The sequence below is a fragment of the Enterococcus sp. AMC1251 genome, from assembly GCF_058216535.1.
Window position 1 is genome coordinate 558,193 of record NZ_CM177098.1, and the last position, 17,079, is coordinate 575,271.

The following is a 17,079-nucleotide window of genomic DNA, read 5'->3' on the forward strand; positions in this document are numbered from 1 at the left end:
TTCAATGGTTAAAATGAAGGTGAGGAAAAGTAAATGAATAGTATTCTAAATTTATTAATCGATATTGCAAGTACGCCTGCGATTTTAGTCGCTCTGATCGCAGTGCTTGGATTAGGCTTACAGAAAAAGCCGATTTCAGATGTTGTCCGTGGCGGAATCAAAACCTTTGTTGGCTTTTTAGTGGTAACAGCAGGTGCAGGTGTAATTGAGGGCTCACTGGCACCATTTGGGGAAATGTTCCAGTATGCCTTTAATATGCAAGGTGTAGTTCCAAATAATGAAGCAATTGTTGCGTTGGCTTTGACAAAATATGGAACGTACACAGCACTTATTATGTTAGCGGGAATGGCCTTCAATCTATTAATCGCTCGTATTACTAAGTTTAAATATATTTATTTAACAGGTCATGCCACTCTTTATATGGCATGTATGATTGCAGTAATTATGAGTGTTACAAAAATGAGCGCAGTACTGTTAGTTCTAATTGGTGGCTTGGCATTAGGGTTAGCGAATACGATTTTTCCAGCGATCGCGCAACCGTTTACTAAACAAATTACTAAGAATGACTCGGTAGCTTTAGGGCACACGGGAAACTTTGGCTATGCATTAAGCGGTTTTATCGGGAAATATGTGGGAAACAAAGAGCAATCAACTGAAGATATTAATTTTCCAAAAGGATTATCATTTTTACGAGATTCAACGGTGAGTATTACATTGACGATGGGGATTGTTTATACCATCGTGGCTCTATTTGCAGGAAATGAGTTTATTTCAGAAAATCTTAGTAATGGAACAAATTATATCATCTATGCGTTACAACAAGCAGGGATGTTTGCAGCAGGTGTATTTGTTATCTTGGCGGGAGTTCGTTTGATTCTAGCTGAAATTGTTCCTGCTTTTAAAGGGATTTCTGAAAAATTAGTACCAAACGCAATTCCAGCGTTGGATTGTCCAATCGTTTTTCCTTACGCACCAAATGCTGTTTTGATTGGGTTTTTGACTAGTTTTATTGGCGGAATTGTTAGTTTGTTCATTATGGTTGCAACGGGGACAACGGTGATTATTCCAGGTGTGGTGCCACATTTCTTTTGCGGTGCAACAGCAGGTGTTTTTGGAAATGCGACAGGCGGTGTTCGAGGAGCTGTGGTGGGTTCATTTATTCATGGTGTAATTATTAGTTTTATGCCAATTTTATTGATGCCAGTCATGGGAGATTTAGGATTTCAAGGATCGACATTCTCTGATACAGATTATGGGGTAACTGGGATCTTTCTTGGTAAGTTAGCGGATATGGGTGGTCAAATCGGAGTTGTTACGGGTGTCTTAGCGGTGTTGGCATTGCTAGTCGGATTGACTGTTTTCGGCAAGAAGAAGACTGAAACGAAGGAGGCAGCATAATGGGCGACATACAGAAGTTTGCGAATCAGATTCGCTATTACACGATGAAAGAGTTGGCTAATTTAGGGTTTGGGCATTTTGGTGGTAGTTTGTCTATTGTTGAAGTGCTAGCTGTTTTGTATGGGAACGTTTTAAATGTGTCGCCAGAAAAAAAAGCCGATCCTGATCGTGATTATTTTATTTTATCCAAAGGACATGCTGGACCTGCGCTATATGCTACATTGTTTTTAAAAGGATACTTTGATGAGGCGTTTCTTTACAGCTTAAATCAAAATGGGACCAATCTGCCTTCGCATCCCGATCGAATTAAAACACCTGGAGTAGATATGACAACAGGCTCACTTGGGCAAGGTATCTCAGCTGCGACGGGAATTGCAAAAGGCAATCAACTGTTAGGCAAAGATAATTATACCTTTGCGCTCGTTGGTGACGGGGAATTAAATGAAGGACAATGTTGGGAAGCCTTTCAATTTGCGGCACATCAAAAGTTGGATCATTTGATTGTATTGATCGATGATAATAAGAAACAATTAGATGGTTATACAGCTGATATTTGCGATCCTTTTGACTTTGTCGAAAAAATGCAGGCTTTTGGATTTCATAGTTGGCGTGTGAATGGTGGAGATGTTGATGCAATTGAAATTGCGTTGAATCAAGCCAAGCAAATAGAAGGTAAACCAACAGCGATTGTTTTAGATACCATAAAAGGGCAAGGCGTTCCTTATTTTGAAGAATTGGCGGACAATCATCATGTTCGACCTGATGAAGTGGGAAAAATAGCAATCAAAGAAGCCATTGAAGCGTTGGCTGAAAAGATCGAGGTGAATCTGTAATGAAAGACTTAGAAATGCGACAAGTCTACACGAAGACAATTTTAGCGTTAGCGCAAAAAGATCAGAAAGTTGTCGTTTTAGAAGCGGATTTAGCAAGTTCAATGGGAACGAGTAAATTAAAAGAACAACTGGGCAAGCGTTACATCAATGTAGGAATTATGGAAGCGGAAGAAATGGGGGCAGCAGCCGGATTGGCTGTAACAGGATTTATTCCATTTATTCATACCTTTGCGCCATTTGCAACGAGACGTTCTTTCGATCAAGTCTTTCTTTCACTTGGTTATGCTAAAAATCATGCGATAATTGTGGGAACTGATCCAGGTGTTACGGCTGAAATGAATGGCGGAACCCATATGCCATTTGAAGATATTGCATTGATGCGAGTTATTCCGGAAAATCATATTTATGAAGTGTCAGATCCTTATCAATTTAAAGCCATTTTAGAATATGCGCATACAGCTCAAGGATTGTTCTATATTCGGACGATTCGTAAACAGACAAAGTTATTTTATAATGGAAATGAAGATTTTTCTAAAGGCTACTGCAAGTTGAAAAGGGGGACACAGGGGACGATTTTTGCTAGTGGAATTATGGTAGAAGAAGCTCTTCAAGCAGCTGAGTATTTAGAGGAACAAGGAATATCAGTTCAAGTGATCGATTTGTTTAGAATCAAACCAATGAATGAAGACATCGTGAGCGAAGCAGCTAAACTAGGGCCGATCGTAACAGCTGAAAATCATAACGTGATTGGTGGATTAGGGAGTGCTGTAGCAGAGATTGTTGCTGAAAATCAGCCGGTAAAAATGAAGAGGATCGGTGTAAAAGAGCAATTTGGTCAAGTGGGTAAGACGACGTATTTAAAAGAAGTTTATGGGTTAGCAGCTGTTGATATTTCAGAAGCGATGACGGAATTATTAGAATAGATAAACAGATTTAGAGTTTGGAGGTATTCCAGACTCTTTATTTAGTTGGAGATATAAGGAACTCGTCGCGCATTTCATTTGTGCTACTATAAAAGTAAAAAGTTATTCCTAGGAGAAAATATATGAAAGAAAAAAAGCCATCAAAATTTGACTGGTACCATAATCAATGGGGCAAACCAACACATGATGATCAGTTACTTTTTATTTTGCTAACTGTAGGAACTTTTCAAGCAGGATTAAGTTGGAAAGCAGCAGCTGGTAAATTAGAAGTGTTTTTAAGGAATTTTCATAATATGGAGATTCAAAAAGTTGCAGGAATGATGCCAGATGATGTGGAAAAAATTATGCAAGATCCTGAAATGATCCGCAACCCAAGAAAGATCAACGCCACGATCCAAAATGCCCAAGCAATTCTAGCTGTTCAAAAAGAATACGGCAGTTTCGCTGAATATATGTGGGATTTTGTTGGCGGAGTACCAAAATTGAATGTGTATGAAGAAGCTTATGAAGTGCCAAATGTTACACCTTTATCTAAAAGTGTGGCTAAAGATATGAAAAAGCATGGTTTTACCTTTGTGGGACCTGTTGTGACGTATATGTTTATGAAAGCAAGTGGAATGATTCAAGATGATGTGTTGAATCATTTATAAAAATGAAATAATAGAAATGAAAAACATAACAAAATAAGTAGATAAATTCATTTAGCGATGCGTTTATCTACTTATTTTGTTATGTTTTTATCTATTTATAATCATTAATATATTATTTTATCTATTTATGATTATTGATATATTTTATGGCTTTCGATAATTAAAATATAAAAAGATCTTTTGCTTAAATGATTGGTATAGAGCGTTTTTGACATTAAAATTTGTTTGAAAATGCATTTTTTTTTTCTCATTAAGATTCGAATTTGATTCTTTTTCTACAACGAATATATTATTTACTATTTGTGTCCAATAATACGACAAAAGTCAAAAAAATAGCGATGGAAACTTGATATATGCTATGTAAGGTTATTTAAAGCATCAAGCAATTATTTTTATGAATGTGTGGTGAGAAAAAGTGAACTGGGGCAGGAATTTAATTATAGAAAAGAGTTGAAATGAGTGAAGAGTAACAAAAAAAAGCGGAAAAAGTTGCTGATAGCTATGGGTTTAGTAGCAATGTTGAGCATATTTTTTTTATGGATTCAACAAACAGAATTGCTTAAAGCAAAAACAGTGAGTGATGAGATAAGTGGAATCAATAGTATATACTTGCCGAATGACTATGACCCACTCACAAAATCGAAAAATCCAATTCCAAATGAAGGAAATGATTTGTTTAAATTATTCGAAATACCAAATCAAGTAGATTTTGCAACAGATAAAATTAACAATGTTCGAATAGATACGAATTTGAGAGGAAATAATCCAAACGTACATTTAAATAATTTAGACCTTTTAACATCTAGATTATATACAGTTATTGATGATGTCGGTAATTATTATTTTTGTTTAAATGAAGATAGGAAGTATCCGTCAGGTAAACATGATTATGAACATTCTGATGAGAAACTTACTGGAGAGGTTGTTTGGTTATTAGATCATTTTTATAAGGATCAAGAAGGTGAAGGTAGTATATTTGGAGAGTTTGAAGATGAAACTTTCGAAACAAAGTATGCTGCAACTCAAATTGCTATTTGGACATTTACTAATTCTTATAATTATAAAGAAGACAATGCTATCTTAACGACTAATCCTATCATCCAAAAATTGAAAAATGAAGCAGCAAAACATTCCAATGATAAGGTTCCAACATTAGCGGAACTTACACAAGAAATTAATGCAGTAAGTTTAAAACTAAATTCTACCCAACAAATAATTGAACTAATAAAAATGGGTGAATATTATCAATTTGAATCAGATGTAACGATTGTCAATGATTCGAATACATTAGAAGTTAATGATTATAGCGCGCAAGTCTTTTTTGAAAATAGAACGGGCCCTAATATTAATATAACCGATGGAGTCAACATTAAATTTTCACAAAATAATACGAAAGTAACTGTGGATATACCAGAAAATATAATTGAGTCAAATACGGATGATAAACCAATTGTGTTAAATGTACAAGCTAGAGTAGAGACAAAAGAAGCATTCTATATGAGATTTAAACCTATAAATGATTATGGCGTTCAAACACTAGGAAGTAAACAAACGGTTGAAAAAGACATCAGTGATTCTATTACAATCAATGCAATTCCAGCTTTAGTCGAATTAAGAGGGAAAAAAACATGGGTAGACAGTAACAACCAAGACGGTATACGCCCCGATAGTATAACGGTTAATCTTTTGGCTGATGGAAAAATCGTACAGTCGCAAAAAGTTACCGCATCCAATAATTGGCAATATGAATTTACGGATTTGCCCAAATATACAGGTGGAAAAGAAATTAACTATACTGTTTCTGAAACACCTGTTCCAGGATACGAAGGGCAAGTAATTGGCAACGATATAACAAACACGCATGCAAAAGAAACAACTAAAATATCTGTAACAAAAAAATGGGAAGATAATAATAATCGAGATGGCATACGAGCAAATAACATTTGGGTTCAATTAATAGCCGATGGGAAACCTTCTGGTGCACCTGTGAGCTTGAATCAAGGAAACAACTGGGCATACACATGGTCAGATTTAGATGATAAAAAAGATGGAAAAACAGTTGTATATTCTGTCGAAGAAATATCGAGAATTGATGGCTATGAAATCGTTACAGATAAAAAAAATCCCAATGACGTTATTATTACAAACAAACGTCTTGATCGAAAAGTAACTTTGAAAAAAGTTGATGAAGCAAATAACCAAGCATTATCTGGTGCAGAATTTGTGTTAGAACACCAATCAGGCAGTATGTGGAAACAAGCGAACGATAAGACATACACAACGAATGCCAATGGTGAGCTCCGATTATCTGAAAATGAGATTATGAGTCTGGGTGTAGGAACCTACCGTTTCAAAGAAACAAAAGCACCAACCAACTATGAAATGCCAGATAATCCTTACACAGATACATTTGAAATAACGGATAATAGCGCCAAACCAGAAACAATCACCAAAAAGAATCGTAAATTAAATCATTCCCTCACGCTTGAAAAAGAAGGGGAAGAAGCACCTGGCTTACTTGCCAATGCAGAATTTGTCATTCAAGGACAAAAATCCAACAATTCTTGGGAACAATATGGGACTAAAACCTTTAAAACCAATGCCCAAGGAAAAATTGTAATCAATAACACCACTGATCCAGATTTGATCGCGAACATGATCAAAGATTATCCCACACCGTATAAAGCCTACCGTTTCCGTGAAACAAAAGCCCCGGCTGGTGGATACCAAGATCCAAAATACAAACCGGGTATTGAAGCCCAGGGAAATCCAGGTGATCAATTTTCTGTTGGGATCGATATGGAAAAGCTGAAAAATAGCAATAAAAGTTTAGAATTAAGCTATTCATTGAAAAATATGTTGATTCGATACGAAGCACAAATTTCAAAAATAGATAGTTTAGGGAAACCTTTAGACGGTGCTGAATTTTCTATATGGGAAAAATCAAAACCGAATGACAAAAAAGTAGTAAAAGGAACTTCGGGTGGGATCTTCCATTTTGAAGAATTAATCATCGGAAGAACTTATATCATTAAAGAAACCAGAGCGCCAGCAGGCTATGGTTTGCAATCATATGAATACAACATCACTATGACAATCGATGGCGATATGAAGGTTTTAAGAGATGATACACAAGGTGAAGTGATCACTTTAGAATCTGGCAAAGATTACGATTGGGATGGCAATGCATTGAAATTATCTTTTAATATCGTTAACAAAAGAATTCGTGACATTCCCGTTACCGGTGGAATGGGTACGTACTTGTATATTCTAATAGGCACTATTTTAATAGGGATTGGCTATAACATAAAAACAAAAAAGAAAAGAGGTTCTATATGAAAAAGAATAAGGTTAAACGAGTCCTGATAACATTAGTAATGCTATTGCCAATTATTGCAGCATCATTTGGTGGGGTAACGGCATTTGCACGAGTAATGAATGTAGAAAAGAGCGGGAGCTTAACAATCCATAAATATTTGAATCCTGATATCAAGCCAATCGAAAATGGCGGCTTGGGTTTTGAAGGAGATGGAACCGTAGGTACAATGTTACCGAATGGTACAATGAACACAGGAAATGGTGAAACTGTACCATTACCTGGAGCAGAATTTTCTGTATTTGGACGCTTAACTGAAGAGGAATTACAGCAATTATTAAAAGGCGGAACAGAATATGATCCGATTGATCCAAAACCATTAGACACCTTAAAGGTGAAAAAATTTATTGATGGAAAAACACCTACGTATCAAGGAGTAACTAACGATAAAGGGCAAGTAACCTTCGACAATATTCCAATTAATACCGTTGATTTGGCAGACAACTTATACTTGGTTGTCGAAACAAAAACACCGACATCAGGTCCAGACGGAAGACCAATCGTTCAACAAGCATCGATGCCTGTATTAGTTAATGTTCCATCAACGAATCCAGCAGCTGATACACCATCAAAAGAAGTAAACAACTATATCTATGATGTCAACTTGTTTATGAAAAACTATAACCAATTAGAACCAGAAATCGGTAAAACAATTGATAAAACAACTCATTCTATTGGGGAAGAAGTGAAATATACATTAACAATCGCTCCTCTTGCTTTTGACATGAATGAATACAAAGAACTAGAAGTAACCGATGTTCTTGATCAAGCGCTAAACTTTGATTCATTAGGAACAGTAACATTCCATAGAGCAAATGCCAAAGAAGCGACTATTACGATGCAGCCTGGGCAAGACTTTAACGCAACAACGCCGGAAAAAGGCAAAAACGGTACTTTAAAATGGGTCTTTACGCAAACTGGGATCCAAAAATTAACTGGAATTCAAGCTGGCGATGGATCAAACATTCAGATACGATTCAATGCGTTAACCAATGAAAATGCGAGACCAAATGAAGCAATACCGAATGATTCTACGTTAGACTTTGTCAACAAATGGGGATATGGTACAAAACCACAACCACCATTACCAGAAAATCCAGAACCTAAAGAACCAACAGCACCAAAACCATCAGAAGTAGTGAATACTATTTTTGGGGAGCGTTCTTTTGTAAAAGTGGATAAAGAAAACAATACAATAAAACTTAAAAACGCAGAATTCATCGTTCGTAACAGATCAGTAAACCCAGTGACAGCTTTAAACGAAGCGAACCAACTTGTGACCTATCCGGCAAATACCTTGTTGTACGGTATCGTTAACGATGGAAAACTTATTGGTTGGACAGATAATGCTGCAGCTGTAACGGCCAATATTGCAGCAAGTAAACCAGGAGAAAGTAAATACACTATTATTTCAGATGCAGATGGTAAATTCAACATAGATGGACTAGCATATACTAATGAAGTGAATTACCGTAAACAATACATTTTTGCTGTGATGAAAATAGCTGATACAAATGGTACAAAAGTAGAAGTGGTAGATCATTATGAATATGTCACTGCAGAAAAACGTACACTAGAAACAACTCAAGGCGCAATTGATGCTGAAATTGCAGGAATCATAGCGAGCCATCCTGGTGAAGCATCAGGAGAGGGTGCTTGGAAATTCTACAAAGAATCAGAAGCCGATCCAAAAGTAATCGGATCAACGCCATTAGAAATGATTGATTATTTAGGGGCTGTGATCAATGATTATGAACTAATTGAGGTTCGTGCCCCAGAAGGCTATGCTCCAATTGAAAAGAATCCTGGAGATGTAGCAAACGGTACAACAGAAGAAGATCCGTATGAACATCCATTCAAATTTACTGTTCCAAGTATGGATAGCATGCAAAATGGTTTCCCAAGATGTCATGATGCAGAACAAGAAATACCCAACGCTAAAATCCCAAGAATTCCAATTACTGGTGGAATTGGTACAATCGTCTTCCTTATAGTAGGACTAGGACTAATGGGCGCAGCGTATGTTTTACACCGTAAGAAAGACACTAAAAACGTTTAAGTAGGTTATCATAATAGATCTTAACAGAAGATCTTTACTTATAAACATTAGAATAGACTAAAAGCCCCCGTCAGATTTGAAAGAGCGGGGGCTTTTAGCTTATTCTTTGATAAAAAATACTATGGAGAATATGATGATCTTGGTTATATTTTAAATCCAAAAGACTTTCCTAAGTTGAATGGGCGAATTATAGTTGGAAGAGCAAAAAAAATAGCTTCGTTCTGTTCAATTTTGTTAAACTAGCGTAAACTTATTTTTTATAGTAGTATTTCAGTTGCTTTTGTTTTATCTATTATACGAGAAAGGTGTTTTTAGATATGGATGAAAAAGAGAAATTTGATTTGATTTTTGATATAGGAAAAACGATGCTTGAAAATGGTACAGAAGTTTCACGTATTGAATCTACAATTGATCATCTTGCTAAATCGCTGGAATTAGAAGGGTTTAATGGATTTGTATCTATTGATAGAATATTTTTAACCTGTTCTACTATAAATAAACCTGATAATGCTCGGGTGAGTTATGTTCCTATATCGCCTGTCTCATTAGGAAGAATAGATCGGCTGAATAGCTTATCTAGAAATCTTTCAGAAAAAATTATTACGCCTTATGAAGCAAAACGTCAATTGGCAGAAATTAAAACGGAACATTTTTCTACTACCAAGCAGAAATTTGTAGCATATATTATGGGGAGTGCTGGTTTTTGTTATATTTTAGGCGGGACAGTAATTGATTCAGTGAGTGCTTTACTTTTAGGAACTGTAATTGGCGCATACACTCTTTTTGTGTTAAATAAATTAAATTTTTCTCATATCCTTAAAAATGTAACCAGTAGCTTTCTTGTGAGTCTAACTGCCTGCTTAATGGTAAAGGTTTTTCCACAACTGCATTTAGTGAGCTTGATTTCAGGTGGGATTATTTCTCTCTTGCCTGGAGTAGCTATTTCTAATGGGATTCGCTATCTTTTTGATGGGAATTATAGTTCTGGATGGAGTCAAATTTTGAATTCTCTTATCACTGCATTATGTGTTTCGATCGGTGTTGGTATTGCATTAAAATTATTTAATTAGGCAAGGGGGAGTAAACGTTGATTATCTTCAAACTACTATTGGAATTATTCTTTAGTTTTTTAGGAACCTTATCATTTGCAATTTTATTTGATGTGCCGAAAAAATATTATTTGACATGCGGAATGATTGGAGCAACCGGCTGGATTATTTACTATTTAATTGATACGTATACAGCACAAAATATGTTGGCAACCTTCGTTTCTTCTCTGATATTAATATGTCTATCAAGAGAAGCTGCCTACATAAAAAAAGCACCTGTCACAGTTTTTTTAATCTGTGGTATCTTTTGTTTAGTACCTGGCGTTGGCTTATATAATTTCACGTATGATTTCTTTGTATCAAATACATCTGATTTGAGTAAATCAATGATTTATGTTGTAAAGGTTGCAATTGCTATTTCACTAGGAATAAGTATTGGCTATGAACTACCTGCATTCTTTTTTTGGGGCTATCGTCAGCAGAAAAAGCAACATGAGGGCTTTTTTTCTAACAAATAATAGAATGGGTGGTGTAATTTGTACGCTATCTTTTATTTGATTTAGTAATTTTAAATCATTTGTCAAATGGAATGCGAAAAAACAATCAATTAAACGCATCTGATAACGATTATTTATATAGTTCTACAATTTAGTTTTCATTATTTCTCTCTTGACTAATCGTAGGAAAGCACTAAGATTTGAAGGCTTCAGCAATAAGCTGAAATTCACGAAAATTTACAGAACAATTTTCGTGAATTCTCTCCTATTGCTGTAAAATACAACGAAGTACGAGCTGATGTTGCACAGTACTTACTTGGTTCTCAGCGCTAGACGCTTTTGTTTCGGCTTATATATATATCAAAATCTTTACAACTCTTCACCATTACTCTTAATCACTTGTTGGTACCAATCAAATGATTTTTTCTTAGAGCGTGTCAACGTTCCGTGTCCTTCATTATCCTTATCTACATAGATAAAGCCATACCGTTTCTTCATCTCACCAGTCCCCGCAGAAACTAAATCAATAAAGCCCCAAGGTGTATACCCAATCAATGGAATGCCATCATATTCAACTGCTTCTTTCATCATTTCAATATGGGCTTTTAAATAATCGATTCGATATTGGTCATTGATCGTGCCATCCGGTTCAAGTTCATCGATCGCGCCAAAGCCATTTTCTACAATAAACAGAGGTAATTCATACCGTTCGTTAAACCAGTTCATCGCATAACGCAAGCCAAGTGGATCGATTTGCCAACCCCAATCAGAGGCTTCTACATAAGGGTTTTTCACTAAATCTCTTGATTCGTCATAATCAAAAGCTGGACCTTTCCCATGATCTTTGATCGCAAATGACATATAGTAACTAAAGCCGATATAATCTACACACCCATGCGTCAAATCACTTAAATCCTGTTCGGTCATATCTAAATCAAACCCTTTACGAGCCAAATAGTTTTCCATAAAGCTTGGATAGTGTCCTCTTACATGAACATCGGTAAACCAGTATCGTTTTTGCATCGCGCTGACAGACATCATCATATCTTTGGGATCACATGAATAAGGATAAATTGGACACATGGCAATCATGCAACCAATTTGAAAATCAGGATTGATTTCGTGACCAATTTTAACAGCTTGTGCACTAGCTACTAACTCATAGTGAGCCGCTTGATACATGATCTTTTCACGATCTTCTCCGTCTTGGTACTTGATACCAGAGTTGGTAAATGGGGCAAAGTCTTCAGCGTAATTTGCTTGATTATTGATTTCATTAAAGGTCATCCAATAAGTGACTTTATCTTTATAACGTTCAAAACAAACACGAGCAAACCTCGCAAAGAAATCGATCATTTTACGATTGCGCCAGCCACCATATTCAGTGACTAAATGATAAGGCATTTCAAAATGCGATAAGGTAATCACAGGTTCGATTCCATAGTTTAAACATTCATCAAATAAAGCATCATAAAACTGTAACCCTTCTTCATTCGGTTCTGCTTCATCACCATTCGGGAAAATCCGGGTCCAAGCAATGGATGTCCGAAAACAATTTAACCCAAGATCGGCAAATAATTTTACATCTTCCTTGTAATGATGGTAAAAATCGATGGCTTCATGATTCGGGTAATTTTCACCTTGCAAAACACCATCTGTGATTCTTCTAGGCACGCCATGAGCGCCAACAGTCATAACATCGGCAACACTAACGCCTTTACCGCCCTGATCCCAGCCACCTTCTAATTGATGGGCCGCAACAGCACCGCCCCAAAGAAAATCTTTTCTTAAAATTGGCATGTCATCTACTCCTTGTAACATCTGCTATTTTTGATTTACTATAAATACTTAAAAATTTCTGTACATCTTTGGGGAAGATCTTAAACAGATCAGATGTATAGAGATTTTTAGGTCAATTTAGAATGAAGCAGTTAAGCTCGTGCTTCAATTTCTTCCAATGTTTCTTCAGTGATAGGTTGATTTGTTTCTTGCGCATAATTTATTGCATCCATTTTTCTAGCAAATGGTAAATAAATAAAGAAACTTAACGTTAAAACAAAAACTTGTAATAAGGCTGCCTGCCAACCACCAACTAATAAGCCAGAAATGATTGGAGGGGTTGTCCAAGGTACTTGAACCGCCGTAAATAACGGAACTAATCCAGTATACAAGGCAAAGTAAGTAATGATTGAAGAGGCAACGGGTGTTAAAATAAAGGGAATTGCCATAATCGGATTCATCACGATAGGTGTCGCAAAAACAATAGGCTCATTTATATTGAAAATAGCAGGGCCAATGGATAATCGACCGAGCTGTTTAAATTGAGCTGATTTTGCAAAGAAAACCATAAATACCACTAGTCCAATAGTCATACCCGCACCCGTTACTGTTAAAAATTGGTCTAAGAATTGTTGAGTAACAATATGTCCACCGTTTGCCACGGTCAGCTCTTTACCAGAATTGATAATATCAGTATTTTCCAAAGAGTTCGCTTGTAAAATCGGTCCCATAATCCCGCCAACAATTGTTGAACCGTGAACGCCAAAGAACCAGAATAAAGGAACTAAGAACCCAAGTACTAACGCACCGCCTAAGGAATCTGTCACTCCTTGAAGTGGAGATTGTAACACGTCGTAGATGAAATCAAAGAACGTCGTGTTAAAAATTTTATCAAAGAAAATATAAACAAACATTGCTCCAGTAATCAAAGCCGCAGCTGGAATTAAGGCAGTAAAGGAGTTGGCTACATTTTCAGGAACAGCTTCAGGTAATTTGATACGAATATCATGACGTAAGAACCAACTATAAACCCAACCGACGATCAATCCAACAATAATGGCTGTAATCATGCCTTTGCCAGCAGTCCAATCTTTATTGATGACATTACCAATTGTCACACCACTTTCTACATCAGTGATTTCAGAAGACATAAATAAAATAAAGACAACAAGTGAAATCATTCCAGCAGGTAGACCTTCAAATCCTTCTGTTTTAACATAAGAATAAGCGATTCCGATAACTGCAAAGACAGACATGAGCGCAAAAGAAGCACCATAAGCTTGATTAAAGTAAACAACCAAGCCACTATCAGTAATCCATTTGGCAACGGATTCGATTGGTAAATTAGCTAATAACAAGAAAATCGAACCAACAATCGTAAATGGCATGGTATATAACATACCATTTCTTAATGCTGTAATCGCTTTCGTATTAACGAATTTTAAAACAGGTGGTAGAACTTTTTCATTGATCCATTCATTCATTCTAAACCTCTCCTTTGGTTAACTAACATAACGGAAATTAGGTGTTTGTACTAATAACTCAATAGAACAGCCTTCTGATTACTCAAAAGTTGGATGCGTTTACATATATACTGTAAATGAATTGAGAGCGTTTTAAAATAGTTTACTCTTGTTCAAAAACATGTACCAAGTAAAAAAACAAATTAATCCAATATACGCCCTAGAAATAAATCGAAAAGCAATTTACTTCTAGGGCGTGTGTCTATTGACTAGCAACTGGTAGTTTTAAGGTGATTTTTCTATTTTCAAAATCAAGTAGTTGAATATTGTTTGTTCCGCCGAGCCCATATTCAGACGACTGGTAAAGCGCATCATAACATGCGCCGATAAAGTTATCGACATCTGCCAATGTTTCCCAAGATCCTGTGAATACAGCATAATCGCCAGCTTGTAATGGAAACGTTCGATTTCCTTCACTATCTTCAACAAAATATTTATACGTACCGTTACTTTCATCAGGATCATTGATAATGATCACTCGGATACTATTTTTATTAGTAGGTAAAATCTCTAATTTTTGGTTATTCACTTCAACAAAATCTGCAGGTGTTTTAGGAATAGCAAATTTATACTGTTTTCCAGTGATTTCTTCGTAGTCCAAATATTCGATGTTAAAAGACATAGATCGTCACACTCCTTATTATAATAGGTCAGATGTACTTTAATTCTTTAACTATGTTTGGCTCCAGAGAGTGGGAATATTATTTCAGAAACTATAGCAACTCTTGACTGTTTTGCCAAAATTTCAGTAGGATCAACGTTAAATAATTTAGTGAGATATGTCTTGTTTAGGATCCGTTTTTTCAGAAAATTCTTTACCAACTTGATGGGCAATTAGCTCGATCAAGGCGATAACAGGGATTTGTGTGGTGATATTAATATAAGGATCTGTGTAAATTGCTCGTTCATCCGGCATGTAATAGGAGATATTGTAATCAGCTAAACGGGCGATTGTTGAATGTTCATCATTGGTAATACTTAAAATTTTGGCGCCAGATCTTTTGAAGTCAGTCATTTGTTTAATTAATTCAGATGTTTCGCCGGATACTGAAAGAATGATCGCTAACGTATTTTCAAAACCTCTTTGAGGAATAGGAGTAAATGGATCACCGATACTATATGCATTAATGCCCATATTAGCAAAATAGCGACTACCATAAGTGCCTAAAATCCCACTTGTACCGATTCCCGAAAAAACGATATGGCGAGCAGACGCGATCATTGCGATTGCGGGTTTCAATGTTTCATAATAGGATTGCTGATTAAGGCGTTTTAAAAAAGAATCAACATGAATCGTTGCAGCATAGTATTGTTCAAAAGAATGCTGCTGATTGTGTTCTTCTTTCTTTAGAGAATATTTTAATTCTGAAAAACCGTCGAAGCCCATTTTCGAACAAAAACGTAGAATCGTGGAAGTGGACACATGACAATTTACGGAAAGTTGACGAATCGTTAACTTTGGAATGTTATCCATATGCTCTAAGATATACTGATAAACAAGCATTTCCAGCTCATTTAACGATTGGACTTTTTCTAAATCAAACAAAAATATTCCTCCTGCACAGAAAATTGCTATACTCTTCTTTCTTTTAAAATGAAAAGTACTTATTTATATTGTACAGGAAAAGTAGTTATTTCGCTTGTAATTAGTAAGTCACACTTGATTTTTTTGTATAGAGAACATACAGAATCGGTTAAAGTTGAAAAAAGATTGACCGATTGGTCAGTTTTTGTTAAACTTTATTTAGGAGGGAAAAAATGACGAATAGTGAACATTTTTTAAAAAAGGGAAGCAAAACGCAAAAAAAAATATTAGAAGCAACCGTTAGTCTGATAGACTTAGTCGGGATTGAAAACATATCCGCTTCTAAAATTTCTGAATTAACTGGGATTAGTAAAAGTAGCATATTCTATCATTATGATAGTTTAGAATCTATCAAAATAATTGTATTAGAACAGTTGATGCAAAATCTAATTGATTTAGTAGATGAAAATAAGCACAATACGTTGGAAGAATTTTTACTAAACTTAGCATCTCCTGTCAGTACTCAGGTAGACTGGAATCATGCGATGATGTCGTACTATTGCGAAAGTATGTTCAATCCCGGATATCAAACGATTGTAAGAAAATATTTAGGTATCTATAAAACAAAAATTTCGTCACATTTGAAAGGATACTTGCCAGAGGAAGCGATTGATACTATGTCTATTTTGATAACTGCGACTCTTGATGGCTTATTTTTACATAAAGCCTTTGAAGAACCGCACAAGATTGATGAAGTCTGGAAACTGCAGGTCAAAAATATAATTTCCACTATAGAAAGGTAGATAATATGAATCAAGCAATGAACATTTCCAAACCTTTTCAAAAACTATTCGGTAAAAAATCGAAAAAATTAGATATATTACTGACGTTACTCTTTACTTTAGCTGCCACAGCTATTCTATTTTTCTATGCGCGGAAGGATTTCCAAGCAATTAATGTATTTCAGATTGCGGTTATAGTTATTCTTATGATAGATATGAGTGGGGGAGTAATATCTAATTTCACTGCCTCTACCAATAGCTATTATAGTAGTAAAAAACAGAGGTATATTTTTTTAGCCATTCACATACAACCAATACTTATAGCTATTGTCTTAAATGATTATTACTTACCTTGTTTTTTAATTTGGTTGTACACAATTGTGGCGGCATTTATCGTTGATTATTTTGAAAAAAATACTTCTCAAAAACTATTAGGGGCTCTTTTTATGTCAATAGGGATTTTAACACTTTTTCTTTTTACTAGTACTGTACCTGTATTCATATTGGTGATATTATTATTTTTTGTTATTAAATTAACGTTAAGTTTTGCTGTAAATCACTATCCAGATGCACATAAGTAATAAAGCGTTATTCATGAAAGTAAGTGCTATTTAATGCCACTACTGAGTGGAAAAAGCAGGAATTAATATCAGAAATCGTTTACAACGATAGTTCTATTTTTGAT

General features: G+C 35.5%; 14 protein-coding genes. 10 read left to right on the forward strand and 4 right to left on the reverse strand.

What is annotated here, in order from left to right:
- Positions 1-33 precede the first annotated feature (33 nt).
- From ulaA to AC4BBR_RS02585, 8 genes are all read left to right on the forward strand, one after another.
- The gene (ulaA, locus tag AC4BBR_RS02550; RefSeq protein WP_490461019.1) at positions 34-1,398 is read left to right on the forward strand and encodes a PTS ascorbate transporter subunit IIC; all 1,365 of its coding nucleotides are present in this window, start codon (positions 34-36) and stop codon (positions 1,396-1,398) included.
- Complete coding sequence (locus AC4BBR_RS02555; protein WP_490461020.1) at positions 1,398-2,231, forward strand: transketolase; 834 nt, start codon at positions 1,398-1,400, stop codon at positions 2,229-2,231. Before ulaA ends, AC4BBR_RS02555 begins: the two co-directional genes overlap by 1 nt.
- The gene (locus AC4BBR_RS02560) at positions 2,231-3,154 is read left to right on the forward strand and encodes a transketolase family protein (RefSeq protein ID WP_490461021.1); all 924 of its coding nucleotides are present in this window, start codon (positions 2,231-2,233) and stop codon (positions 3,152-3,154) included. The genes AC4BBR_RS02555 and AC4BBR_RS02560 overlap by 1 nt, the downstream gene beginning before the upstream one ends.
- 122 nt (positions 3,155-3,276) lie before the next feature.
- Positions 3,277-3,804, forward strand: a complete 528-nt coding sequence (locus AC4BBR_RS02565; RefSeq protein WP_490461022.1) for a DNA-3-methyladenine glycosylase I — start codon at positions 3,277-3,279, stop codon at positions 3,802-3,804.
- Between the two features lie 459 nt (positions 3,805-4,263).
- Positions 4,264-7,143, forward strand: coding sequence for a Cna B-type domain-containing protein (locus AC4BBR_RS02570; protein ID WP_490461023.1), 2,880 nt, complete (start codon positions 4,264-4,266; stop codon positions 7,141-7,143).
- Entirely contained in the window at positions 7,140-9,239 is a 2,100-nt protein-coding gene (locus AC4BBR_RS02575) for a SpaH/EbpB family LPXTG-anchored major pilin (protein WP_490461024.1), read from the forward strand. Before AC4BBR_RS02570 ends, AC4BBR_RS02575 begins: the two co-directional genes overlap by 4 nt.
- 317 nt (positions 9,240-9,556) lie before the next feature.
- Positions 9,557-10,309, forward strand: coding sequence for a threonine/serine exporter family protein (locus tag AC4BBR_RS02580; protein ID WP_490461025.1), 753 nt, complete (start codon positions 9,557-9,559; stop codon positions 10,307-10,309).
- A 17-nt stretch (positions 10,310-10,326) separates the two neighbouring features.
- Positions 10,327-10,806, forward strand: coding sequence for a threonine/serine exporter family protein (locus AC4BBR_RS02585; protein WP_490461026.1), 480 nt, complete (start codon positions 10,327-10,329; stop codon positions 10,804-10,806).
- Between the two features lie 348 nt (positions 10,807-11,154).
- Here the strand turns inward: AC4BBR_RS02585 and AC4BBR_RS02590 are convergent, their stop codons facing one another.
- From AC4BBR_RS02590 to AC4BBR_RS02605, 4 genes are all read right to left on the reverse strand, one after another.
- Entirely contained in the window at positions 11,155-12,585 is a 1,431-nt protein-coding gene (locus AC4BBR_RS02590; RefSeq protein WP_490461027.1) for a 6-phospho-beta-glucosidase, read from the reverse strand.
- Between the two features lie 131 nt (positions 12,586-12,716).
- On the reverse strand, positions 12,717-14,048 hold the full coding sequence (locus tag AC4BBR_RS02595) for a PTS sugar transporter subunit IIC (protein ID WP_490461028.1): 1,332 nt from the start codon (positions 14,046-14,048) through the stop codon (positions 12,717-12,719).
- Positions 14,049-14,289: 241 nt separating this feature from the next.
- The gene (locus AC4BBR_RS02600; RefSeq protein WP_490461029.1) at positions 14,290-14,709 is read right to left on the reverse strand and encodes a hypothetical protein; all 420 of its coding nucleotides are present in this window, start codon (positions 14,707-14,709) and stop codon (positions 14,290-14,292) included.
- A gap of 147 nt (positions 14,710-14,856) precedes the next feature.
- Positions 14,857-15,633, reverse strand: a complete 777-nt coding sequence (locus AC4BBR_RS02605; protein WP_490461030.1) for a MurR/RpiR family transcriptional regulator — start codon at positions 15,631-15,633, stop codon at positions 14,857-14,859.
- 212 nt (positions 15,634-15,845) lie between these two features.
- Between AC4BBR_RS02605 and AC4BBR_RS02610 the strand changes: the two genes are divergently transcribed.
- Together AC4BBR_RS02610 and AC4BBR_RS02615 are read left to right on the forward strand one after the other, a co-directional pair.
- On the forward strand, positions 15,846-16,415 hold the full coding sequence (locus tag AC4BBR_RS02610) for a TetR/AcrR family transcriptional regulator (RefSeq protein ID WP_490461031.1): 570 nt from the start codon (positions 15,846-15,848) through the stop codon (positions 16,413-16,415).
- Between the two features lie 5 nt (positions 16,416-16,420).
- Entirely contained in the window at positions 16,421-16,975 is a 555-nt protein-coding gene (locus tag AC4BBR_RS02615) for a hypothetical protein (protein WP_490461032.1), read from the forward strand.
- Positions 16,976-17,079: the final 104 nt, after the last annotated feature.